We start from the raw sequence: 24,200 nt of genomic DNA on the forward strand, positions 1-24,200 counted from the left end.
TGGAAATCTTAGAATTTTTAGTTCTGCAAAATTTCCAGACATAATCGTAACTATAAAATGGAGGCTACTTTTGGTTACGGGGAGAGGGGTAATGCAGGGGCAAAATGAGGGACCTCCCCCGTTGGCTCACACTTGAGATGGAGCATCGTGAGTTTGCCTCAAAACCATCCTGAAAGTTATATTCAAAATTCTTGGATAACCGATAAATCTTAGTATAACACACAACTCCTTCAATTTTGAGGTAAGAAGCATACCCTACGTTTACTTGTCATTGATAATGTATATTGTTAAAGTAAGTGTTAATTAATTGTCAATAAAGGGGTGATTTGTCTGAAGCATTTTTTTTAAATTGGGACCGCTATGAGCCCTACCTCAACAGCCCTTAAAACATTAATTTGAATCATTGTTTTAATTAGATACCCCCATTCAAAATATTACTGGGTATAATAATTAATAGCCATACCTAACCTATTTATGAGTTTCCAAAAAATTCTTGACCACTACCGTGAATATTCATTTTCTGAGAGAGATAAAGGAGATAGATTTGAAAGACTTATTCAGGCTTACCTCCAAACCGACCCAACATATTCAATTACTCTAAAGTATGTTTGGATGTGGAATGAATTTCCAGGAAAAGCTGACTTCGGAGGTAGAGATACTGGTATAGACCTGGTAGCTCAAACGTATGAAGGAGACTATTGGGCTATTCAGTGTAAATGCTATGCTCAAAATGCCAGGATAGATAAGGGTGAGGTAGATTCTTTCCTTTCCACATCGAGCAGAGATTTTAAGAACCAGGAATTTGTTACCACAGGGTTTTCCAGAAGAATTTGGGTTTCAACTACAAATAACTGGGGTAGCAACGCTGAAGAAACAATACGAAATCAGAATCCTCCAGTTACAAGGATTAACCTATCTGATTTGGAGCAAGCTCCAGTCAATTGGGAGAACCTTCAAAAAGGTATCATAGGAGATTTAGCCAGAACGGAAAAGAAATCACTGGAAAGTAAAAGGTACGCACACCAAAAGGAAGCTCTAAATAAAACTCATGACCATTTTAAAGAAAATGACCGTGGTAAGCTTATTATGGCGTGTGGAACTGGTAAAACATTTACTTCATTAAGGATTGCCGAGAACGAAACGAATCACAATGGATTAGTTCTCTTTCTTGTGCCCTCTATTGCCTTATTAGGTCAAACATTAAGGGAATGGTCTTCTGATGCTGAAAAGCCCATTAAACCTATTGCTATTTGCTCTGATGCACGAATAACTAAGCAACGTGGTAATGTTGGGGATAACGAGGATTTAAGTGAAGTAGACTTAGCCTTCCCCGCTTCGACCGATGTGAAAAAAGTAATTAAACAATTTAGGGATATAGATAAGGGAAAGGCTGAAGGTATGACCGTTGTCTTTTCTACTTATCAGTCTATAGATGTCATAGCCAATGCACAACGGCATTTATTGAACGAGAAAAATGAGAATTCCATTTTCGACTTGATAATCTGTGATGAAGCTCATCGTACTACAGGAGTTACCTTAGCAGGTAATGATGAATCTGCTTTTGTTAAGGTTCATGATAATGAATTCCTGCAATCCAGGAAACGATTATACATGACAGCAACACCAAGGCTTTTCAGTGATGATTCAAAATCAAAGGCAGGTTTGAACGATGCAGAGCTGTGTTCGATGGATGATGTAGATAAGTATGGTGAGGAGATTTATCGAATTGGGTTTGGTGAGGCTGTAGACCGTGGATTACTAACTGATTACAAGGTGTTAGTGCTTACACTTAGTGAGAATGATATTCCACAATCAGTTCAGAAGATGGTGGCTAATCCATCAAATGAAATTAGTTCTGATGATGCATCTAAGCTAATTGGGTGCTTGAATGCTTTATCTAAACAGGTTCTTGGTGACAATGGATTAATTAAAGGTGTAGACCCAGAACCCATGAAACGTGCCGTTGCGTTTTGTCAGAATATCAAGGTATCAAAACGAATTACCCAAACCTTTAACGATACTTCAGATGTATATCTGGATTCTGTTAAGCCGAAGCATAGAGAGAAATTGGTTAGTGTTTCAGCTAATCATATCGATGGGAGTATGAATGCACCTCAACGTGATGAACTATTAGGCTGGTTAAAATCACAATCAGCCGATTCTAATGAATGTAGGATTCTCACAAATGTGCGTTGCTTGAGCGAAGGTGTAGATGTGCCATCATTAGATTCTGTGTTATTCCTTTCGGCAAGAAATAGTGAGGTAGATGTTGTACAGTCTGTGGGTAGGGTTATGAGGAGAGCTCCAGGTAAAAAATATGGTTATATCATTATCCCAGTAGTTATTCCATCAAATGTAGAACCCGCTGAAGCTTTAAATGATAATGAAAGGTTTAAAGTAGTGTGGACCGTATTGAATGCGTTGAGAGCACATGATGATAGATTCAATTCAACTATTAACAAAATTAACCTCAACAAGAATAAACCAAGTCAAATTTTGGTTGGTGGTGTGCCTGGTTACGGTACAGAAAACGGACCTGATGGTGTTGAAGAACCAACTAAAAAATATGGTGAAATCAATGAACAGTTGGCTATACAATTTGAAGAACTTCAAAGTGTGGTGTATGCAAAAATGGTTCAGAAGGTTGGGGACCGTGTTTATTGGGAGAAATGGGCAAAGGATGTAGCGCAAATTGCTGAGAACCAAATTGACCGTATTAATAATTTAATAGCAAGGAATGAGAGCCATAGGATAGCATTTGATAAATTTCTGAAGGGACTACGAAAGAATATTAATCCATCGATTTCGGAAGGCCAGGCTATTGATATGTTGTCTCAGCATATAATAACCAAACCAGTTTTTGAAGCTTTATTTGAAGGCTATAGTTTCGTAAAAAATAATGCTATATCATCGGCTATGCAGTCCATCCTGGACGTGCTGGAAGGTCAGGCATTGGATAAGGAAACAGAAACCTTAGATAAGTTCTATGAGAAGGTTAAAATGCGTGCTGAAGGTATTGATAATGCTGAAGGTAAACAACGTATTATTATAGAGTTATACGACAAATTTTTCAAGACCGCTTTTCCTAAGATGGTAGAACAATTGGGTATTGTTTATACACCAATTGAGGTGGTGGATTTTATAATTCATTCAGTAAACGATGTGCTACGAAAAGAATTTGGTCGTACCGTTTCTGATGAGAATGTTCATATTCTTGACCCATTCACGGGAACTGGTACTTTTATCACCCGATTACTCCAGAGCGGCCTAATCAAGGAGAAAGATTTAGAACGTAAATACACCCAGGAGTTGCATGCTAATGAGATAGTGTTGTTAGCATACTATATTGCTGCCGTTAACATTGAAAATGCCTTCCATGACCAGACCCCAGACCCAGATGATGGAATTGGTAAAGAAAAATACATTCCGTTCGATGGTATTGTGTTGACCGATACATTCCAATTGGGTGAGACGGACCATAGTGAAAAGCTATTTTCGGAAATGTTCCCTCAAAACTCAAAACGAGTTCAGGCACAGCAAAATGCACCTTTACGTGTTATTATGGGCAATCCACCTTATTCCATAGGACAGAAGTCAGCGAATGATAATGCACAAAACCAGAGTTACGAAAAGCTGGATAATGATATATCCAGAACATACGCAAACTTATCCTCAGCTGGTCTGAATAAGTCTTTATATGATGCATACATAAAAGCTTTTAGATGGAGTACGGATAGATTAGACCCTAAGAATGGAGGTATTATTGCTTTTGTGAGTAATGGTGCCTGGTTAGACGGAAATAGCACTGATGGATTTCGGAAAGCCTTGGAACAAGAGTTTTCGACAATTTATGTTTTTAACTTGAGAGGGAATCAACGTACTTCTGGAGAATTATCACGAAAGGAAGGTGGTAAAATTTTTGGTTCTGGTTCCCGTACTCCTATCTCAATAACCTTGTTGGTGAAAAAGCCTAATAATTCTGAAAAAGCTGAGATACACTATCATGATATTGGTGATTACCTTAGTCAAAAGGAAAAATTAGATATTATTTCAGAATTTAAATCTATCAATGGTATTAAATGGATAAACCTGAAACCAAACGAGCATGGTGATTGGATTAACCAAAGGAAAGATGAGTTCCAGAATTATATTCCTATTCAACCAAAAAAGAAATTAGTGTTAACCTCTAAATCCTATTTTAATACGTATGGAGTCGGTATTAATACAGCAAGAGATGCCTGGGCTTATAATTTTTCTTCAGGTAAGCTGGAGGAAAATATGGCCAAATTAACTGACTTTTATAATCGAGAGCGTAAACGATTAACTGGGAAATTCAAAAATATTAAGGAGTTTAATAAGGCCATAGATAGTGATAATAAAAAAATTAGTTGGTCTGTAAACCTTAAAAAGGATGCTTTCAAAAATAAAAAGCATAGTTATAATCCTGACAAAATAGTTGTTAGCTCATATCGTCCTTTCAGCAAACAATACCTTTACTTTGATAGGCCATTTATTGAAAGACCAGGTGTTAATGCTTCCTTTTATCCAAATTCAGAATTATTTAATATTACTATATGTGTTTCACCAAGTCAAAATGATGGGCTTTCCCTTTTAATAAGTAATGAGCTGACCAATCTACATTTTAATGGAGACACTCAATGCTTCCCTCTATACTACTATGAGGAGAAAGAGCAAGTCCAAGGAAGCTTATTCGATGCCAGCACCGAATCAAAATATGTACGAAGAGATGGTGTTAGTGATTTTATATTTGAACGTGCCAAAAAACAATATGGTAAATCTATCTCAAAGGAAGACATATTTTATTATGTATACGGGATTCTTCACAGCCCAGATTATAGGAAAGCTTTTGCTAATGACCTTAAGAAAATGTTGCCAAGAATTCCAATGGCGGATAGACCTAAAGATTTCTGGGCTTTCAGTAAAGCGGGTAGGGAATTAGCCAATTTACACCTTAATTACGAGCAGGTAGAACCTTACGAAGGGGTTGAAGTAGTTGGACCATCAGAAGACCTTAAAATGGATGCTTACGAGTTTTACAAGGTGACCAAGCTTCGTTTTCCAAAGAAGAATCAAAAGGGAACCATCATCTATAACAGTCGCATTAGTATCAACAACATTCCAGAGAAGGCTTACCAGTATGTTGTGAATGGTAAGTCAGCTATCGCGTGGATAATGGACAGATACCAGGTTAAGGTGGATAAGAAATCAGGGATTAAAAACGACCCTAACGATTGGAGTAGAGAGGTGGAAAATCCAAGTTATATTCTGGATTTGTTATTAAGCATAATCAATGTTAGTGTTCAAACCGTAGATATCGTTGAAAGTTTGCCTAAGGTGGATTTTGAATAAAATCATTCCAGTTATGAAAGTTGATATATTTAATAACTCATATAAGTCATGAATACCTTTGAAACGAACATTCAAAATCTATTAACCGACACGGACAGGATATCCTATTTCGAAGAATTTGCTGAAAAGAATCCTGGCTTTACTTATCCAGTCAACAATTATCCTGTTGGTATAGAAAAAACACTAACAGACTTTCATTATGTTAAAGATATTCTTTTAGATTCAATTGAGAATGGTGTTTTTGAATCTTTACCTATTCCATTACAATTTAACTTTAACAATAATATTACGACTATGTTCAATAGTCCTCGAAATCAAAACCAATTTACCGTTTCAGTGCAACAAGCATATCATCAGGTAGTTGTTTCTGGCTTAGAATTCAAGTTGAATGACCTGGAGAAGTTTCGGGCAACTCTAAAAGATGTTTCGAATGTCAAAAGAAGTTACTCTGCTTTAATAAAAAAATTGGATGAAACTAAAGCAAAGGTTGATGAAATTAAGAAACTGAATAATCAAAGTAACAAAGTTTTTGAGGAACTTAAAGAAAAGAATGAAACCAGTATCAAAACTGTAGATAGTACTATTCAGGGATTAAGACGTATAGAGGAAATCACAGAATCAGTTAAGCAGCATAATCAGGTTGTGGAAAATGCTAAAAAGGAAGTGGTAGCTTTTAAAGAAAATGTTGATAGTTTTAAGACAGACATTAATAATTCAACTGCGAAAACTAAAGCTATAATTGAAGATTTTGAAAATAAAAGAGAAAAAGTAGCTGATTTAATAGAGCAAAGTGAAAAAGCTTTAAAATTAAAATCCAGTGAGGGTATGAGTGCAGCTCTTTCTGCACAATACGAGGAAGAAGGAAAAATAGAAAAAAGACGTCAATGGTTAATCGGAGCTATCATTTTTATTGCACTAACTTTATTCGGACTAAGTCTCCTGATATTTAAATTAGATTTCTTTGGTGCTAATGTGGACCCGGATAGTCCTAATGCAATTATCGCTCGAATTGTTTTTGTTGGGGTAACTATTGCTGCTGCCTCTTTTGCAGCGAAGCAGTATCTTAATCAAAAAAGGTTAGCCGATAATTACGGTTATAAACTGGTTTTAGCAAAATCTATCGTGGCATTTGCTGAGGAAATAAAAAAGCACGACCCTGAAAAGGCAGCTGAGTATATGACAAATGTCCTTAATGAATTGAACAAATCACCAATAGAGAAAGAAAATTCTGGAGATGTTATCACAAAATCAAATGTAAATCTTCTTGAACGTCTCCAAAGCTTATTTAAGCCGAGCTAATTATAAATATTATTTTATAAAGTTTATGCCATGACCTCTGTTAAGGTCTTTTTGACTTTTTGAACGGTTCTGGTAGATGTAGAGGTTAGTTTACTGGTTTCCCTGATGCTTCGACCTTTATTTAAATATTTTACTACATTCTTATGTTTTATAAGATATTGGTTATTTGACATACGCTTACCTTTTTTTCTACCTACGCTACCACCACTACTGATATGTTTACGGTAACCGCTTTCAAGGCGTTGCTGGATTAGGGCACGTTCGGTCCTGCTAAACTCGGCTAATAGAGTTACCATTAGCTGAGACATTGGATTTAGAGAACCATCGGGATTTAGGGTTTCAATATTATAGTTTTGAATGTATAGTGAAACGCCCTGCTCATGCAGTGCATCAACGGTTTTTAAAACCTCCAGGGTATTGCGACCCAAACGGGATAACTCCCACACCAGTACTTTGGCAATATTTTCAGATTCAATCAAGTTCATTAAACTTTTCCATGCTTTACGGTCATGATTCTTGGCAGCACCTGTTATCTTTTCATTATATTCTCCTACAATGGTGTAACCGTTTTTATAGGCATGAGCTCTGAGGTCACTTATTTGTCTTTCAAATGACTGAGACTCTTTACTTACTCTGGTTAGGATAGCTACATGCATGGCTTAAATAAGTTATATCGTTATATTGCAATATAACGATAGTAGCAATTAAATCCAAAGAAAAAAAATACCACACGATGGGTGTGGTATTCTGTCTCAGTAAAAGATAAAAGTAGCACACTTATCAAGTACCACAGTTAAAGTATAAGAAATCTAAGTCATTGTCTCCTTTTTCACGAATAACTTTTTCCCATGTAATTTTATCTGTTTCTGGACTTTGGCAATGTCCCAGACGGTTACGTAGGATTGCAAAACATGTCATTAAATTTTCTATGTCAACTAAGGATGTAACAGATTTTCGACCGAAATGCATCGGCCACATCCAGGGCGCATCCGGACCATCACCTTCCTTTAAATTTATCCTACCACTGGGTATATACCAATACTTGTTATGTAAGTGATATACACCATCATTTTTCAATATCCAATTACCCTCAGCAATTGGGATTTGGTCTAATAATAACTCATCCATATCATTTTTATTTTTATCAAGTATATCCTATTATTTGCCCATCGCCAATAGTAAATTAAAAAAATATTGAAATAAGTGCCTGGGTAATAATATGTTAACCGGTGTTTAAAAGTCATTAAAAACTTGCGGTCGTGGATTACTATGATATTTAGCTTAAAAACATCTAACTTAGTAGTCTTCCCTACGAGATTAAATTCATATTTTTCCTAATGTCGAAGTCAAAATTCATTGGTGAGGCCGGTGAGCACTTTGTGGCTTACAAGCTTGCCCAAAAACAATATTATGTTGGTTTAACACTTGGTAACATGCCAGATGTAGACCTTCTTTTAAGTTCCCACAGCGGATTAAAAACAATATCTATTCAGGTTAAAACAAGCGGTTGGGCATATAGACGAAATCGGTATGGTTCCGAAGGTTATGAGTGGGATGTGAATACTTCGGTTATAGGCAGACATTCAACAACCTTTTGGTATCTGTTTGTAGATTTAAAAGGAGAGCAATCTGAACCTGATGTATATGTGGTGCCGTCCAAGTGGGTAGCTGATTTTGTAAAGCCAAGTTTTTCAAGAAAGTTATTCTTCCTTCCAAAAGGCGCTGCCGATATTACCCGAAACCGTTGGGATATTTTAGAAAGAATATTTCAAGAAGATGAAGAAATTTTAAAATGGGCTACAACCTGGGACCACGAAAATCTCGTAAGGTGGGGCCCTAAATCTGAACAATCAAATTAATATTAATCACTAAACCTAATCTAATGGCGAAACCATTGTACAAAATTACCGCTAAGAAAAATAACGGAAGTTTGCTTAAAGGAATGACAACTGATGTTGTTGCCCAATATAGCTCTAAGCTTAGGCAGCAAGAAATTGCCGATGCCCTAAATCAAAAATATAATAGCAATATCCACCATAGTAAATGTGGTCTTACGAATTTTGAAATTCAGAAATTGAATTAATAATGATACTTAACTAAATTTAGATTACATGAAAAAGAGAATTTTAAAATCCTTCGTAAAATACCTTTTACCATTACTAATTGAATTATTTCGGGATGTTATAATAGAAGCATTGAGAACTGCATTTCAGGATTGGAAAGAGAAAAGAAGAAAGAAAAAAGAAGAAAATAAAGAAGCCGCACAAACCGAGCAGGAAAAAGAGGATATCGAGAAAGATTGGAAAAAAGAGGAGGAGAGAATTGACGAAATGGAAAAATCTTTTGTGAAAAGTTTCAAAAAAGCTTTTAATAAAGGAATGATTGAGTATCAATCAAAATTTAAATTAAATGAGGGAAATTCAAGTTGCAATGATGTTGAAGATATTGACCATAAAGAGAAATAATGTTTAGATTTTCCCCTATAGAAATTTTAGAGGTAATCTCTATAGGGGATTAAGAGTATTAATCTTTATTTGGCCCAGTTGGACACTCACAATCATGATAATACTCTCCGCAAGTGTTACAGGTTCCGAATTCTTTCTTTGTGTTTTTCATATTTTAAAATTTAAATTTTATTCAGTATTAATTAATCCTGGTGATAAAGATAAAGTTTTTTAAACATCCTTAAATCATTTGTGGTTACAACAATCATGTAAGCACGGAAATCGTTGCTATTGATTCCAAATCTTTTATAAACTGGTTCGACATTTCAATTTTACCCGCTACTCAAAAGAAAAGCCACTCAAATCGAGTGGCTTTTTTCATTCATATAAGTAGGGTCATATGCTACTCGGTAGGGACAAGTACAGCATCAATTACATGAATTACTCCATTGCTTGCGGCTATATCAAATAGTCCTGCTTCCACAAGAATTGAGGCATCATCGAATATCATATCTTCATCGTTTGTATCGATATCTCCCTTACTATCCACGTAAATGCTAGCACCATTAACTGTTTCAATTTCCTTAGCGCTCTTTTTTCCAAGGACACTATTACTGAATCTTTGACCTTCGGTAACATGATATGTAAGAACTGCGGTTAATAGTTCATTATCTGTAGGGTCTAAAGTTGGATTTTCTTCCAGGAAAGTGGCAAATGCATCATCTGTAGGAGCAAACACGGTATACTGATCTGTTCCGGTTTCGAACATTGGCTTTAATCCGGTTTGTTCAAGCAATGATAGTAGAGTAGTAAATCTGCCATCTGCTTCGGCAATTGCCACAATAGATAAGTCACTTTGCTGAGATGCAGGTGAGGCTTTCGCGTTAGCATCAACAGATGTTATTTCTTCAGAAATTGGGTCTTTCTCACAAGATGCAAAAATAAGGATCAGGGCAAAAAAAAGGGATGTGAATAATAAATTTTTAGTTGTAATAAAATTTTTCATAATTCATAATGTTTTGATTATGAACTAAATATACACACAAACATTAAAATGTTTAATTAAATTAACTAAAGTTTAAACAAAATAATATTAAACTGATATTTCACAAGTTAAGATCTGGATATCGTCCAAATTAATTTAAAAATCATGAAAGAAAAAAGCCACTCAAATCGAGTGGCTTTATATTCATTAAAAAATTGTCATGTTACTTGGCAGTATAACCAAACCTCTGTCCGGCTACTGAAACTCCGGCCATCGCACCTGCTTTAGGCATGGTGGCTACAGCAATTCCGTCCACAAATTTTATAGTTTTAGATTTACCTTTTTCAATAATAACTGCAGAAGCATTTCCGGAAAGCTCATATTCACCGTCCTTAAAATCTTCCAGATCTTCTTGGGTTTTAAAGAAAAGCACTTCTCTGTAAGCCTTTCCACCAACTTGTAATCCTACATCTACTTGTTTTAGGTTAGCATAACCTACCATTGCTCCGTTTTCATAAACAACTCCGTTTCCTGAAGCGCCACCAATGATATAGGCTCCTTTTCCAACATTTGGGAAAATTGCGTACCCAGCAGATTCACTAAATAGTTCCTGAAGATTAGAGTCTGCTTCTAGCATAGCTGACTTCGCATCTCTAGAATCCTGCATTAAGGCATCTACATCACCGCTTCCACCTTTACCTGGTCCGCAGCTGGTAATTGCTATAAAAAGCATCAATAAACCAGCTTTCGATAAATAACTGTTCAAATTTTTCATAATTGTTTTAATTATTTTGGTTAGTCAAATTTATCTTATGTATCGCTGTTAAGCTGTTAACTGCAAGTTATTTGGCAGTAATTTAAAGTGTATTGTGAAAAAATGTTAAGCCGGTTACAGTCTTCTTTTAATTTAAAAAAGCCGCTCATTTTGAGCGACTTTTCAAATTAGCAATTCAACACATAAGCATTAGTCTCTATTCAAGACCTCTTTAAATTCTTCTGAATTGAACATGGCGTTGCCGTCATGCCCTATATTTGGAACTTCTATCTTTTCCTGGTTATTATCCGGATAAAACGTCTCAAAGAAATTGAAAATATTTCTACCTCTCTCCAGCCTGTTAGACCCAAGCAATGTTGCAGCACAATCTGTAGTATTTAAAGTGCCTTCCGTATTTGTGTCGTCTGTACCTAGTAAGTAAATAGTATTTCTCGAAATTTGCTGTTGAAGCAGGTCATCTTGTGTCATTCCATCAACATAAGCCGGCGCGGTTTCGTATCCATAAGGCCAGAAATTATAACCTGTACAATCTGTTGGAGTATAGAATTCATTGGTAGATTCATCATAGCGTCTTCCATCGGGATAATAGAAATACTGGTTATTCGCAACGATATATTGAAACTGGTATTCTGAATACATAGATTCAGCGGTATTCACAATTCCGTAATGCTGCACCAGAGCTGCACCTGAACTGTGACCCGCAAATTTTATTTCAGTAAGTGCTGGGAATTTTTCAGTATCGGCTAGATATTCCACTATGTTGTCCAAAACGGTGAACGAACTAATGTCTATTCCTGAATTTGCTGAAATTGCGCCTTCTCTCCAGTTACTGTCCCAGTAAAGCTCTCCGTCTGCCGCGTTTGCTTCATCTTTGAAATAAGGAGCGATCACTAATGTATTTTCCAGTTTGCTGATATCTCCAACGGCATTCGTCATATATCTAAAATACTCATCGGCATCTCTGTTTTGCCCGTGGATCACAAACACTACTTCTTCAATATTTTCCCAGATAAAATCGCTATCGGAAATTATATCGTAGGAACTATAAAATTCAAATTCAGCTCCTTCCTGAATTTCTATACTTTGCATACAATCTGCAGACGCAGTTATGCATGGGGTTTTAGTTTCTTCAACCTCTTCCGTGGTAGTGAAATTTCCGGAAAAACCTGTATTGAATTGTTCGCCATTGTCTCCCAAAGCACCCTGATCTATAGAAACGGTGTAGGTTGAAGCAGGATTTAAGCCTGAATAATTCAGAACAACTTTAGATCCGGCATTTCCCAGGGTCGTGGTATAATTTGCTTCTCCCTGTGCATCTGAAAAGCTAATCGCCTGTTCCAGGGCTTCTGCATTCAGAATATGAGAAAAAGCGATCTCGATGCTTCCGCTAAGAGGAACATTCGCCGGAGATTCATCCAGTCCAGTTCCATTTATTGATGCCGAATAGACAGATAATGTATCTAGAGAATCATCGTCGTTATTACAACCCACGAACAAAATTGAAATTATCAGTAAGCTTAAGATTCGTATCGTAAAATTCATTTTTTTCATTTTATAATTTTTATAAGCGGAAATTTTGATTCCCGCTTTGGCTAATCTCTATTCACAAATTGGGTAAGGACAGGCTGAACTTTGAGTAGAGGTAGATCCATCTGCACAATCAAGTCCGCCAACCATGAATTCTCCGTTCATCTTATAAGCCCATGATCCAGAATATTCCCAGAATTCGCCAGTTCCGTCAACATCTGCATCGCCATAAGTTTCTACAACCACCTCATTATTGAATAATTCAATGGCGTCATCTCCATTCTGACTGACTGATCCATTAGACTCCAGTACATATTCAAATTCATCTGTACAATCGCCGAAATATGCCGCTAAAGTTCCAGGCTCCCTGGCGAGAAGAATATCATCTCCCTCTTCAACCGACATTACAGGGAAGGTATATTCAGGACCATCTGTTCCACCACCATTATTGGCAATTCCAACACTATAAATACTTAGATCTTCAATATCCTTGTTCGCTTTTACATGAATCGCTTTACCTCCGTTGGTTCCGCTTCCATCCCAGGTGAGTGCCATTACTCCCTTAATTTCAAGAGCTTCCTTACAAATTGGGTAAGGGCATGGAGAGTTGCTGTTTAGCGTTCCCCCAACGGTACAGTCTATACCGCCGGTGGTCCATTCCCTTCCAATTTTATAAGCCCATGATCCTGAGTATTCCCAGGCTTCGCCGGTACCATCTACATCTGAATCTCCATAAACTTCTATAATTGTTTCTCCACTGAAAAGTTCTATGGCATCATCGCCATTCTGACTGATGGAATTATTTGATTCCAGGATTTCTGCAAATTCACTTCCACAATCTTCAAAGTAAGCGGTAAGCGCTTCAGGATTTCGTGCTACCAGCACATTATCTCCTTCAGAAAGTGAAATGGCAGGGAAAGTATATTCCGGCCCGTCAGATCCTCCTCCATTATTCGCCACACCTAAACTATACAGACTAAGATCTGCGATATCGGCATTTGCTACCACATGCACCGCTTTACCATCATTTGTATCTGCTCCATCCCAGGTAAGTGCCAGAACTCCTTTTAAAGATAAAGGTGGCAGCTCTTCAGTAATATTGATCTCTACCATAGCATTATTAGTATCTGTGGCATTCTCAATACTTGCAATCGTTATGATTATTGATTCATTATCATCATTTTCTGAATCTGGAGAGGTGGTTATTTCAAACGTAGTTGAAAGTTCTCCTGCCGGGATCGTAAATTCTGTCTGACTAACTGAATAATCTTCATCAAGTGTTGCAGATCCTGCGAAATCCAGGCTAAAGCTGATGTCATCTTCAGAATCTTTATCAAGTTCAGCGGTGACCACAACGGTCTCGGCACTTTCTTTTACCTGATCTGCTTCTGCTGAAAGTTTTATAACCGGCGGTACATAGGCTGCAGTCTGGAAATTGATATTTACAGCTTCCTTCAGTTCTTCTCCTTCAGTTCCATAAGTTCCCGCAGGAATTGTGATCGTATAATCGGTTTCATAATCCAGTCGGGTAGTAGGCGTGATGGTTACTGTAGAATTTGAATTGCTGAAATCCAAGTCGTAACTAGCATTACCATCTGCAGCATTAACCTGTAGCGCAGAGCTAAAAGCATCAGTACTCAGGCTATGAGAAAATATCAGCGTGAGTGGAGATTCCACCGGGATATTTTCAGCACCATCTATAAGGTTATCTTCTCCAATATTCTGTTTTAGTAATCGAAGAACTCCATCATCTGTCATCGTAGCGTCATCATCATTTGAACAGGCTGCGAAAGCCAGGAAAATGAAGAGCAAGACACTTGCATTAAGAAGCGTTCTTGTTTTAGAATGTATAATAGTTTTCATTAATTGATATTTTTAGATAATTATTCTGGATTATGGTTTTTCAATTACAAATTGCTCGCTAAACCCAAAGGGATCAAAGTCCCAGAGAAATGGTAGCATGAGATATACCATGGCTGTTAAAATGAGAATGGATATTAAATTCATCCAGATCCCGGTTTTCACCATGTCTGGAATTCTTAGATAACCGGAACCAAAGACCACTGCATTTGGCGGAGTAGCTACCGGTAACATAAATGCACATGATGCGGCCACCGTGGTAGCAACTAATAACATATATGGATTAAGGTCTAATTTTAAAGCAATAGGGGCCAGGATGGGTAAAAGCATCGCTGTAGTGGCCAAATTTGAGGTGAGTTCAGTTATAAAATTCACGCTGAATATTACAATTAGAACCAGCAATAACAATGGCAAGGCTTGTAATAAGGTCATCTGAACTCCGAACCACTGCGCCAGACCTGTAACTTCAAATCCTGAAGCCAGGGCCATACCACCACCAAAAAGGAGGATAATTCCCCAGGGCATTTTTACGGCTTCTTTCCAATGGATAATTCTTTTACCTTCTTTTCCTGAACTTAGTGTAAACAGAGTAATTCCAGCGATCATCGCAATAATCGTGTCGTCTATTCCCGGTAAGAATTTTTCCAGGATAAAAGATCTGGTGATCCAACATATAGCGGTGATCACGAAAACGATCATTACGATCTTTTCTTCCCGCTTCATTGGTCCTAGTTCAGCGATAAGTCTTTGTATTTCCTGTTTACCACCTGGAAACTCTTTTTGCTTGAAATTGAAAGCAATATGGGTAATATAGAACCAGGAAATGATCAGTAAAATTATAGAAATCGGTAATCCGAATTTCAACCATTGAAAAAAGGAAATATCGATATTGTAGATCTCCTGTATGTATCCGGCAAAAACAAGGTTTGGCGGAGTACCTATCAAAGTGGCGATACCACCAATTGAAGCACTGTAGGCGATACTCAACATTAATGCTTTTCCGAAGAGCTTATTTTCGTCCATAATAGTTGATGGATTGTCTTTAAGCTGGGAAACTATAGACATCCCGATTGGTAACATCATTACTGATGTTGCCGTATTCGAGATCCACATAGACAGAAAAGCGGTTGCCACCATAAAGCCTAGGATAATATTCTTAACATTGGTTCCAATGAGTTTAATAATATGAAGTGCCATGCGCTTATGGAGATTCCATTTCTCTATTGCAATGGCCATTATAAACCCTCCCATATACAAGAAGATGTATTTGTGACCGTATGATGCCGTGGTAGTGGAAAGGTCCAGGGCACCGGTTAGAGGAAATAATACGATGGGAAGTAGGGCTGTAACAGCAATAGGGACTGCTTCTGTCACCCACCATAATGCGATCCATATGGTTGCGCACAACACGTCATAAGCTGGTTCTGGCATTCCGTCCGGGCCGCCAATGGCTTGCAGGACCAGAAATAATACCGGTCCCAGGATCAAAAATATATTCTTGTTGATTTTCATTAATGAGCAGATTTAAACGATCCCATATCAAAATCTTCAACCAATTGTCTTAAGAATGCTCCGGTTTCAGGAAGCACGAAACATAAGTACAATTTGTCTCCTTCAGAATCTTTAGTGATTAATCGATTTGGAATGTCCAGCACAGATTTTCCTGTGAAATATTTGTAATAGATAAGGGCAATTAGATAAGACCCGTCTGATGAGGGATGCTTATCATCAAAATACATTTTAAGATCTGGCCTTACTTTCTGAGCTTGCATGAAAATACTTCCAACAGGAACAACCTTTACTTTAGTTTCTTTACCCAGTTGGATATATGAAGTGCTGATGGTTTCCTGCATTAACGGATTTGAATCATATGCCCAGGTCATCGATAATAGAGGTTCAGCTCCTTTTTCCTTAACCAGGTTTATAAGTTTAGATGCATAGGTTGTGAATCTTTCCGGAGCATCAATAGTACTCATACTATGATCCTGCAGAACCACATAGTCGAATTTTTCATTTTCAAGAATGCTTCTGGTTTCAGTTCCTTTTTCTTTACTCCAATGCTGAGCCAGGTTACTGCCTCCAACCGTAGATTGCGAAGTGCGTAGATCAACTCCCTGGTCTTTAGCCATAGCCTCAAGCATTTGAGGCATGTTGTAGAAATAAGTAAAGCTGTTACCAACAAATAGAATTTCTTCTGATTTCTCCTGAGCGAAAATCGCTGCTGGAAGAAAAAGTAGTAACAGGCTAAGACCTAATAAATGTCGTTTAAGATTAATTTTCATTATTATGAATTGATATCTGTAGGTTCAAAAAAGTCCGGGATCGGGTTTGGTGAATTATCATTTCTGTCGATCTCTGTCTGCGGATATAAAAATCGCTGAGGTAACTGGTTTCCAGAAGATGGCTCTACCGGAACTCTCACATTGGTTTCATTCAATGTTCTTCTAAGATCATTAAATGGGTGGATCAATCCGAATAGAGTTACATATCTTTCCTCAAGAATTTCCCTAAGTAATGCATTTTCCTGACTTAATCCATCAGCATTTTCGATTCCACCTGCGCTAAAATCTGAAGCATTATAAGCTTCATAATTAAGGTTCGCAGGATCTATATTCATCAAATATCCACCGGCATCCATAAATGCTCTGAAATCGTTCAATTCTTCCAGTCCGGTGTCAAATCCTTGAGATCGAAGCCCTGCTTCAGCAAGGATCAGTAGATTTTCCTGATATGTTACTAAAGGGGCAGAAGCTGTCTGAGCTGCAAAACCATCTTCGGTATTAGGTTGAACTCCCACACTGGTAATATTAAATAAATAGTTGAAACGTGCAGTTTCATCAGTTTTTGTATTTCCGCGGTAATTGGCCGGGATCGGATTCGTAGCACCCGGCTGCATTAAACTGGTCATGAATTCTGAAACTACAACATCTGCCTGCCTTACTTCGACAGCAAAGAATTGATAGTTCAAATTTGAATTATCTGCAGCTGTACCATGTGGGGCATACATACTATTTTCCATAGAACTGATCCCGTTTAGAGCAGCCTGGTATGCTAAATCATATTGTTTTGTTTCCAGGTAAAATCTGGCTTTTAAGGTATATGCCGCTTCTATCCACTTATTTGGAGCACCATCATAATAAATATCTGAACCTCCAACGGGTCTACCGCCACCCATTTGGAGATTGGCAATGGCTTCGTCTAATCTATCCTGAATTTTCTGAAAAACTGCCGGCTGATCTTCATACATCGGATCTGTATTTTCAAGATTAGCTGCTTCATCGTAAGGTACATCTCCATAAAGTGAAGCTGCGGTTCCTACGATGTAAGCTTGCATGGTTTGGGTAATACCCAGGCTTACTGGCCCAATATTATCGGCTAACACAGCATTTTCGGCTTCCACCGCATTTCTGAATGCATTTACATAGATGTCATACCATAATGCGTCAAAATCACTGGTTGTAACATTATATTGAGTGAATCCAAGATGCTGACGGTCTATACCGGTATACTGTCCTGCGAAAAGTGCCGATCTTCTGGCAGATTCTCCTGTTTGTACAATTATATTTCCAACTTCGGCACCCGTAAGTATGCTACCATATGAGCTTTCAGTCAGATTATTTGGATCGTCGTTGATCCCGTCTACAATATCGCTACAGGAATATTGAAGGCTTATAACCAAAATTAAAATTATATATCGTTTCATTTTTCGGCTGATTTTAAAATTTAACATTAAGATTTACCAGGTAGGATTTCGTTCCCGGGTTGTTGAAATAATCTATTCCTCTTGCGGCACTTACACCAGATAGGTTGGTGTCTGGATCATTTCCTTCAAAATCTGTCCATAATATCAGGTTCCTTCCGGTCAATGTAACTTCAATAGATTGTAATTTAGTAGTATTCTTTAACCATTCTGAATCCCATAAGTAACCAAGACTTACTTCTCGTAACCTAGTCCATGATCCGTCTTCAACATATAATTCATCATTACCACCGCTAAAGAAACCTCCCTGGCCATTATACCATGATTCTGTTAGAGCAACCGGTCCTGCTCCAAAATCCTGAACATTTCCTCTGAATGTTTCTCCAATATTGATAACATTTCCTTCTGAGGTTAAATAATTCCTTTCGGCAGTTACCCTGTTGGCAGTATCATACCATCTCCCAAGATCTCGTAAAACAGATTTGGTTCCGGCGTAAATATCTGCTCCCTGGTAAGTCTCAACCAATGCTGAAACTCTGAAATTTTTGAACTTTATGGAAGTAGAAACTGATCCCTGCCAGTCTGGATTTGGATCTCCAATAACTCCTTCAACCTGGTCCTGAACCGGGAAGCCATTTTCATCCAGTACAACCTCTCCATTTTCATCTCTTAGGCTTCTGGACCCCCAAAGTACTCCAAGCGGATAACCTTCAACTGCTCTGGATGAAACGGCGGAAAGTCCACCAAGATTAAAACTTTCAATTCCGGCAAGATCGGTTACCTCATTATCTATTGTGGTGAAATTTGAATTAATGCTCCAGGAGAAATTATCGGTAAGTATGATCTGGTAACCCAGGTCTAACTCGATACCTTTATTCTGTATCTCTGCGCCGTTGGCATAAATAGAACTATAACCCGTAGCATTGGCTACTGGGAAGTCGAGTAATACATCTTCGGTCTTATTGTCAAAATAAGTACCGCTGATTCTTAATCTATCTTCCAGGAATCTAAGGTCTACACCAAATTCCATTTCCTTTTTTCTTTCCGGTCTCAGGGCGCTGTTACCTCTGCTCGCAGATGGCACGAATGCTCCATTTCCATATAAAGTAAGATCAAGATCTCCACCATAGCTATCACCGAATGATGGCGATACAAAGGTGTTCGAAGTGTTATAACGTGATGGTTGCACACCAACCTCACCATAAGAAGCTCTTAGTTTACCAAAAGATAGAATATCATCATTCATATCCAGAATTTCGGTGAATTGCCAGGCCAGCGATGCCGATGGGAATGCGAAAGTATTATCTACATTATTACCAAAGGTAGATGCAGACTCAACTCTAATTGTTCCCGTGAAATATAGCATTTCAAGTGCATTAAGTGAAAGTGAAGAATATACCGCAGCGGTTCTTTCATTACCATCGCTGCTGCTTACCGATCTGTTTTCGGGTAGAGCATTATCTATATCTCTAATCCCACTGTCTACATCTATGAATTGAATAAAATTCGTGGCGCTTGATCCTTCAACACTTCTAGATTTCGAATTGTAATTAAAACCTGCAAGAAATGTTCCGCCAAAATCATCATTTAATTGGTAGTTTGCTTTGGCGATATAATCCATATTAAAAATAGTATTCGTAGCAAGAGAATTATCTATAAAACCAGATCGATATGCTCCTGCAGCAGATCCCGGAGTAAAGAATTCTCCTCTTTCCTCACTATAATGGTCTAAACCAACCCTGGCGATAAGATCTAACCATGAAACAGGTTCAGCTGTAAGTTCAAAATTGGTGATAAAACGATCTACTTTAGATTCATTTTCCTGTTCATTGATCGTCCATAGTGGGTTATTGTAAGTTGGAGTTCCGTCTGCTCCCAGAGGTTCTCTGTATGATCTATGTCTATCTGAAACCGGAGAAGCATCAGGACCTGCATAATAATTTCCTCTATATCCTGAAATGTCGAAATCGGCTGGAGTTCTTAATAATCCAAGGTAAAGTCCAGATGAACTTGAACCCTTTCTAATCCTGTTAGAATTTGTTCTGGCATAAGTAGAACTGAAATCAAGGCTAATTACATCATTAAATTTATGTCTTGCATTTAACCTGGTCGTAGTTCTTCGGTAATCTGAATTATTAATGATAATACCCTGTTGGTCCAGATCACTAATGCTGAAGAAAACCGAACTTTTTTCATTACCACCGCTTAAACTGATGTTGTTTTCCCAGAAATAACCATTGTCGAATATCTGGTCGAAATTTGAATCGTCATAGATCTCCTGTGAATTCTTGTTCACGATTGGGTAATAAATTCTACCATCCTGGTCTTCATAAAATTCTCCTGAAGTATCAAAATCATCCATACCTCCTGCACGTTCTGAAATGCGATCTCCATAAGAATCTCTTGCTCTCTGATCATAAACACCTCCGTCACCCTGGCCATATTCAGTTTGTAGAGGATACATCTGGTTGATAACATCATAAGAAAAGGTTGTGGAGTAATTTATCTGAAGTCCCTGATTATAGCTTCCGTCTTTAGTCGTGATTATAACCACACCACCTAAAGCCTGCGTTCCCCATAATGCTGCTGCAGAAGCTCCTTTTAGAACGTTGATAGATTCAATATCATTCGGGTTAATGTCATTTAATCTTGATTCCTGGCTTACACCACTGCTTTCAGAATTCCCTCTTACGTCATTACTAATGGGAACACCATCAACAACGATCAATGGCTGACTGTTTCTTGTAATAGAAGATAAACCTCTAATCTGAATATAAGCACCTGCACCCGGATCTCCAGAGTTTCTTGAGATTCTAACTCCGGAAGATTTACCTGAAAGTCCGTTTAAAAGAGTGCTTTCTCCAGATTCGCTTACCGTTTCACCATCTACGGTGGAACTGGCATATCCAAGCTCATCTCTTTCTTCCTTAAAACCAAGGGAGTTGATCACTACACTTTCCAGCGACTCAACATCTTCTTCTAAAACAATATCTATATTGGTTTTATTACCAACGTCTATTACCTGTCTTTTAAAGCCAAGAAATCTAAATGTTAGAGAAGCGTCTTCGTTCGCAATCGTTATCGTAAATTGGCCATCAAAATTTGTGGCAGTTCCGTTTTGAGTACCCGTTTCCAGCACGGTAACTCCAGCTAATGGCATACCAAATTCATCCTTTACCGTTCCCGTGACCTCTTGCTGAGCGAATGCCAGCTGAGAAAAGGAGAAGAGTAAGATCAGAAAAGATTTAGTAAAAAAGTATTTCATTGGATTGGTTTTTTTAAAGTACTTATTAATTAATTGTACCTTTAGGATCTGTTATTATAACCTTAAAAAATTGCTTCGTTTGTTAGCAATTATATAAAATGAAAGCCATATAATTATCACTTTAATAATTTTTAAGGAATTTTATCAAATTTTATTGATTAATATCTAATATGAGTCAGGAAAATACAGCCTCTTTTCACAAAGAATTCGTTACCAAACTCGAATCTATTTACGGGAATTTTAATTCGGATAAAAACAAGTTTGAGTCTACCAGCAATTCTAAAATTGCGAGAGATCTTTGTTATAGTGATTCCCAATTTTCCAGGTTGATAAATAATACCGCTTCTGAAGGTGAATTTAAAAGAGCCTTGAGAAATGTAAACCGTCTTTTAAATGAAAAAAGACTGGAAACAGAACATACGGCAACGGCAAAATCTGATTCAGGTCCGGGAAGGAATTGGATATTTTATGTTTTGGGAGTAATTATTATAGCGCTTTTGGGATACCTTGCTTTTACATTTTCTGAAGAACCCGAAGAAATCGAAGTTACAGAAAAGGCTTCCCGAGCTCAAATGCTGGAGTGGAGTTTCGAAAACCAGTATATAAAACCATATGTGAAGCTGAAAGAGCTTCCGGCAGATTGTAATTATCCGTGTTATAAATACCAGGGAAAGTGGAAACTGAAAAGTGAATATAGAATTCCGTTTTTCAGGGAAAGAAACGGATTTCATTACGTAGCTAAAGATGCTGTGATGTATGCCAGATGTATGGATGAAAGTAGTAGCGACGGAACATTATTCGAAGGTTATGAATATCAGTTGCACGAGATTTGGTATGATAAGAGAGAATTTCCTATAGATTCTTTTCTTGTGGAAGGCAAAAAAACCAGAACCAGGGAAGAATATAATAATGCCGATCTGGCCAAAAACAAGAACTTCGTAAAAGTGGCACTTGTACATACCTTTTTCAGAAATGAGTTTTCAATTGATAGTACATTGATCAATAGAAAAGGGAAAGCTATTGGGCGGGATATTGAATTTTTGTCTGAAGACGGTCTGGTTGAAAAACTTGGCTCAGATAAACTGGTAGATGAATTAAAAAGTGAGATCAATTCTATTGCCAAGAACAGGCTGGAAGATTTTTCAAAACCTATTAGTTGTGAACCAACAGAGGTTCCTAATACAGACTTCAATTATATAGAAGAAAATGATGAACTGGTCTTTAAATGCCAGTTCACCACTGGTAGATTCTTAGTTGATTATGAAAAGACCTTCGTACTGGAAGATCAGTATATCAACAATATTTGCAGGTAATTTAGAAGTCAAAACGCTGAGGTCCACCTCTTCGAATTTCCTCGTTCGCATAAGATTCGAATTTTTCAAAGTTCTTTCTAAAGGCATTTGAAAGTTTGAATGCTGCAGTATAATAAGCTTTATCATTGTTCCATGTAGCTCTTGGACTTAGAACTTCATCTGGAACTCCAGGACAGGATCTTGGTTGTGCTACTCCAAAAACTGAATGAATATGATATTTTTCATAGGAATAAGTTTTATCCAGTTTTCCATCCAGAATGGCATTCACCATGGCGCGAGTGTATTTTAATTTAATTCTTGAACCAACACCATAAGCCCCGCCTGTCCAGCCAGTGTTTATCAGCCATACATTAGCGCCACTTTTCGCGATCTTTTCGCTGAGCATTTCAGCATAAACGGTAGGATGTAAAGGCATGAAAGGAGCACCAAAACATGCAGAAAATGATGGCACAGGATCTACGATGCCAGCTTCAGTCCCTGCGATTTTTGAAGTGTAACCTGAAATAAAATGATAAGCTGCCTGGTGAGCCGTAAGTTTAGATACAGGAGGTAAAACTCCAAAGGCATCCGCGGTTAAAAAGAAAATATTCTCAGGGTTTTCACCAATAGACGACACCTGTATGTTATTAATATGGTGAATTGGATAACTCACCCTGGTATTCTGGGTAATGCTCGTATCGGCAAAATCTACTTCACCGTTATGGATCACTACATTCTCCAATAAGGCACCTTCTTTAATAGCATTATAAATATCCGGCTCAGATTCTTCATCGAGGTTTATGACTTTCGCATAACAACCACCTTCAAAGTTGAATATCTGGTCTTCCGGGGTCCAGCCGTGCTCGTCATCTCCAATCAATTTTCGATTAGGATCCGCAGATAAAGTAGTTTTTCCGGTTCCTGAAAGTCCGAAGAAAATAGCTGTATCATCGTCCTGACCAACATTTGCTGAACAGTGCATCGGTAATACATCATGTTCTGTTGGTAAGATAAAATTCAAGGCTGAAAAAATTCCTTTTTTAATTTCTCCGGTGTATCCGGTACCACCAATTAGAACGGTCTTTTCAGAAAAACAAAGAATCGCAAAATTTGATTGTCTAGTACCATGTTTTTCTGGATTAGCCTTAAAACCCGGAGCATCGATCACCGTCCAGTCTTTTTTAAAATTCTCCAGCTCGTCTTCCTCGGGCCTGATGAACATATTGTAAGCAAAAAGGTTAGACCAGGCATATTCGGTAATAACCTCAAGTTTAAGCTGATATTTTTCAAGCGCACCGGCATTGGCAAATCGGGTATAGATATCTTTATCTTCAAGATATTCCAATACTTCATTTTTCAGCTGGGAATATTTTTCAAAAGAAATCGGGATATTGATATCGCCCCAGTGAACTTTATCTTTAGTCTGGGTCTCTTCGACAATAAACCTGTCTTTTGGAGATCTCCCAGTAAATTTTCCAGTATTAATGGCAATGCTGCCAGAATTTGTTCTCTGACCTTCCTTTTGCTCCTCGATGATCTTGATCAATTCATCAGGTTTTAACTGGTGATGAGCATTTTTAGCATTGTTGTATGGTTTCATAATTATGCTTTGTTGTTATTGATATCTCAGCAATGTGGATAAAAAATTATTAATAAAGCCTGTTTTACAGGTTTTTATCAAAT

17 protein-coding genes are annotated in these 24,200 nt (G+C 37.6%); 6 read left to right on the forward strand and 11 right to left on the reverse strand.

Going from position 1 to position 24,200, the window contains the following annotated elements; genetic code table 11:
* Positions 1–474: 474 nt before the first annotated feature.
* Together RE431_RS14725 and RE431_RS14730 are read left to right on the forward strand one after the other, a co-directional pair.
* Positions 475–5,370, forward strand: coding sequence for a DEAD/DEAH box helicase (locus RE431_RS14725; protein WP_309562729.1), 4,896 nt, complete (start codon positions 475–477; stop codon positions 5,368–5,370).
* A gap of 48 nt (positions 5,371–5,418) precedes the next feature.
* Positions 5,419–6,669 carry a coiled-coil domain-containing protein gene (locus RE431_RS14730; RefSeq protein ID WP_309562730.1) on the forward strand — a complete coding sequence of 417 codons (1,251 nt, stop codon included), beginning with the start codon at positions 5,419–5,421 and terminating at the stop codon, positions 6,667–6,669.
* A gap of 23 nt (positions 6,670–6,692) precedes the next feature.
* Here RE431_RS14730 and RE431_RS14735 read toward each other — a convergent pair whose 3' ends face one another.
* Complete coding sequence (locus RE431_RS14735) at positions 6,693–7,325, reverse strand: recombinase family protein (RefSeq protein ID WP_309562731.1); 633 nt, start codon at positions 7,323–7,325, stop codon at positions 6,693–6,695.
* A gap of 124 nt (positions 7,326–7,449) precedes the next feature.
* Positions 7,450–7,797 (reverse strand): hypothetical protein, encoded by a 348-nt coding sequence (locus RE431_RS14740; RefSeq protein WP_309562732.1) that lies wholly within the window; start codon positions 7,795–7,797, stop codon positions 7,450–7,452.
* Positions 7,798–8,006: 209 nt separating this feature from the next.
* Here RE431_RS14740 and RE431_RS14745 point away from each other — a divergent pair, with 209 nt between their 5' ends.
* From RE431_RS14745 to RE431_RS14755, 3 genes are read left to right on the forward strand one after another with little or no spacing between them, the layout of a single operon-like run.
* Positions 8,007–8,528: a hypothetical protein gene (locus tag RE431_RS14745; RefSeq protein WP_309562733.1), complete on the forward strand. Its 522-nt coding sequence runs from the start codon at positions 8,007–8,009 to the stop codon at positions 8,526–8,528.
* A 23-nt stretch (positions 8,529–8,551) separates the two neighbouring features.
* Positions 8,552–8,752, forward strand: coding sequence for a hypothetical protein (locus tag RE431_RS14750; protein ID WP_309562734.1), 201 nt, complete (start codon positions 8,552–8,554; stop codon positions 8,750–8,752).
* A gap of 28 nt (positions 8,753–8,780) precedes the next feature.
* Positions 8,781–9,134: a hypothetical protein gene (locus RE431_RS14755; RefSeq protein WP_309562735.1), complete on the forward strand. Its 354-nt coding sequence runs from the start codon at positions 8,781–8,783 to the stop codon at positions 9,132–9,134.
* A gap of 382 nt (positions 9,135–9,516) precedes the next feature.
* Here RE431_RS14755 and RE431_RS14760 read toward each other — a convergent pair whose 3' ends face one another.
* From RE431_RS14760 to RE431_RS14795, 8 genes are all read right to left on the reverse strand, one after another.
* Positions 9,517–10,119 carry a fasciclin domain-containing protein gene (locus RE431_RS14760; protein WP_309562736.1) on the reverse strand — a complete coding sequence of 201 codons (603 nt, stop codon included), beginning with the start codon at positions 10,117–10,119 and terminating at the stop codon, positions 9,517–9,519.
* 202 nt (positions 10,120–10,321) lie between these two features.
* Positions 10,322–10,873 carry a lipid-binding SYLF domain-containing protein gene (locus tag RE431_RS14765; protein WP_309562737.1) on the reverse strand — a complete coding sequence of 184 codons (552 nt, stop codon included), beginning with the start codon at positions 10,871–10,873 and terminating at the stop codon, positions 10,322–10,324.
* Positions 10,874–11,062: 189 nt separating this feature from the next.
* On the reverse strand, positions 11,063–12,415 hold the full coding sequence (locus RE431_RS14770) for an Ig-like domain-containing domain (RefSeq protein WP_309562738.1): 1,353 nt from the start codon (positions 12,413–12,415) through the stop codon (positions 11,063–11,065).
* Between the two features lie 57 nt (positions 12,416–12,472).
* The gene (locus RE431_RS14775; RefSeq protein WP_309562739.1) at positions 12,473–14,263 is read right to left on the reverse strand and encodes an Ig-like domain-containing domain; all 1,791 of its coding nucleotides are present in this window, start codon (positions 14,261–14,263) and stop codon (positions 12,473–12,475) included.
* 30 nt (positions 14,264–14,293) lie between these two features.
* The gene (locus RE431_RS14780; protein ID WP_309562740.1) at positions 14,294–15,772 is read right to left on the reverse strand and encodes an SLC13 family permease; all 1,479 of its coding nucleotides are present in this window, start codon (positions 15,770–15,772) and stop codon (positions 14,294–14,296) included.
* Complete coding sequence (locus tag RE431_RS14785) at positions 15,772–16,542, reverse strand: DUF4886 domain-containing protein (RefSeq protein WP_309562741.1); 771 nt, start codon at positions 16,540–16,542, stop codon at positions 15,772–15,774. The genes RE431_RS14780 and RE431_RS14785 overlap by 1 nt, the downstream gene beginning before the upstream one ends.
* 2 nt (positions 16,543–16,544) lie before the next feature.
* On the reverse strand, positions 16,545–17,963 hold the full coding sequence (locus RE431_RS14790; RefSeq protein ID WP_309562742.1) for a SusD/RagB family nutrient-binding outer membrane lipoprotein: 1,419 nt from the start codon (positions 17,961–17,963) through the stop codon (positions 16,545–16,547).
* Positions 17,964–17,976: 13 nt separating this feature from the next.
* The gene (locus RE431_RS14795; protein WP_309562743.1) at positions 17,977–21,225 is read right to left on the reverse strand and encodes a SusC/RagA family TonB-linked outer membrane protein; all 3,249 of its coding nucleotides are present in this window, start codon (positions 21,223–21,225) and stop codon (positions 17,977–17,979) included.
* A gap of 170 nt (positions 21,226–21,395) precedes the next feature.
* On the opposite strand from RE431_RS14795, the gene RE431_RS14800 reads away from it, so the two are divergent.
* Positions 21,396–22,538 carry a hypothetical protein gene (locus tag RE431_RS14800; protein ID WP_309562744.1) on the forward strand — a complete coding sequence of 381 codons (1,143 nt, stop codon included), beginning with the start codon at positions 21,396–21,398 and terminating at the stop codon, positions 22,536–22,538.
* A 1-nt stretch (position 22,539) separates the two neighbouring features.
* Here RE431_RS14800 and pckA read toward each other — a convergent pair whose 3' ends face one another.
* Positions 22,540–24,117, reverse strand: a complete 1,578-nt coding sequence (gene pckA, locus RE431_RS14805) for a phosphoenolpyruvate carboxykinase (ATP) (RefSeq protein ID WP_309562745.1) — start codon at positions 24,115–24,117, stop codon at positions 22,540–22,542.
* Positions 24,118–24,200 lie beyond the last annotated feature (83 nt).

It is taken from the genome of Christiangramia sediminicola, assembly GCF_031344135.1.
In the GTDB taxonomy this organism is placed as follows: Bacteria; Bacteroidota; Bacteroidia; order Flavobacteriales; family Flavobacteriaceae; genus Christiangramia; species Christiangramia sediminicola.

Bases quoted from the DNA above. Each gene is read 5' to 3' on its own strand.
- RE431_RS14780 (WP_309562740.1), bottom strand. From the start codon at position 15,772: ATGAAAATCAACAAGAATATATTTTTGATCCTGGGACCGGTATTATTT.
- RE431_RS14735 (WP_309562731.1), bottom strand. From the start codon at position 7,325: ATGCATGTAGCTATCCTAACCAGAGTAAGTAAAGAGTCTCAGTCATTT.
- RE431_RS14800 (WP_309562744.1), top strand. From the start codon at position 21,396: ATGAGTCAGGAAAATACAGCCTCTTTTCACAAAGAATTCGTTACCAAA.
- RE431_RS14750 (WP_309562734.1), top strand. From the start codon at position 8,552: ATGGCGAAACCATTGTACAAAATTACCGCTAAGAAAAATAACGGAAGT.
- RE431_RS14785 (WP_309562741.1), bottom strand. From the start codon at position 16,542: ATGAAAATTAATCTTAAACGACATTTATTAGGTCTTAGCCTGTTACTA.
- RE431_RS14790 (WP_309562742.1), bottom strand. From the start codon at position 17,963: ATGAAACGATATATAATTTTAATTTTGGTTATAAGCCTTCAATATTCC.
- RE431_RS14730 (WP_309562730.1), top strand. From the start codon at position 5,419: ATGAATACCTTTGAAACGAACATTCAAAATCTATTAACCGACACGGAC.
- RE431_RS14740 (WP_309562732.1), bottom strand. From the start codon at position 7,797: ATGGATGAGTTATTATTAGACCAAATCCCAATTGCTGAGGGTAATTGG.
- RE431_RS14755 (WP_309562735.1), top strand. From the start codon at position 8,781: ATGAAAAAGAGAATTTTAAAATCCTTCGTAAAATACCTTTTACCATTA.
- RE431_RS14770 (WP_309562738.1), bottom strand. From the start codon at position 12,415: ATGAATTTTACGATACGAATCTTAAGCTTACTGATAATTTCAATTTTG.
- RE431_RS14795 (WP_309562743.1), bottom strand. From the start codon at position 21,225: ATGAAATACTTTTTTACTAAATCTTTTCTGATCTTACTCTTCTCCTTT.
- pckA (WP_309562745.1), bottom strand. From the start codon at position 24,117: ATGAAACCATACAACAATGCTAAAAATGCTCATCACCAGTTAAAACCT.
- RE431_RS14745 (WP_309562733.1), top strand. From the start codon at position 8,007: ATGTCGAAGTCAAAATTCATTGGTGAGGCCGGTGAGCACTTTGTGGCT.
- RE431_RS14775 (WP_309562739.1), bottom strand. From the start codon at position 14,263: ATGAAAACTATTATACATTCTAAAACAAGAACGCTTCTTAATGCAAGT.
- RE431_RS14765 (WP_309562737.1), bottom strand. From the start codon at position 10,873: ATGAAAAATTTGAACAGTTATTTATCGAAAGCTGGTTTATTGATGCTT.
- RE431_RS14725 (WP_309562729.1), top strand. From the start codon at position 475: ATGAGTTTCCAAAAAATTCTTGACCACTACCGTGAATATTCATTTTCT.
- RE431_RS14760 (WP_309562736.1), bottom strand. From the start codon at position 10,119: ATGAAAAATTTTATTACAACTAAAAATTTATTATTCACATCCCTTTTT.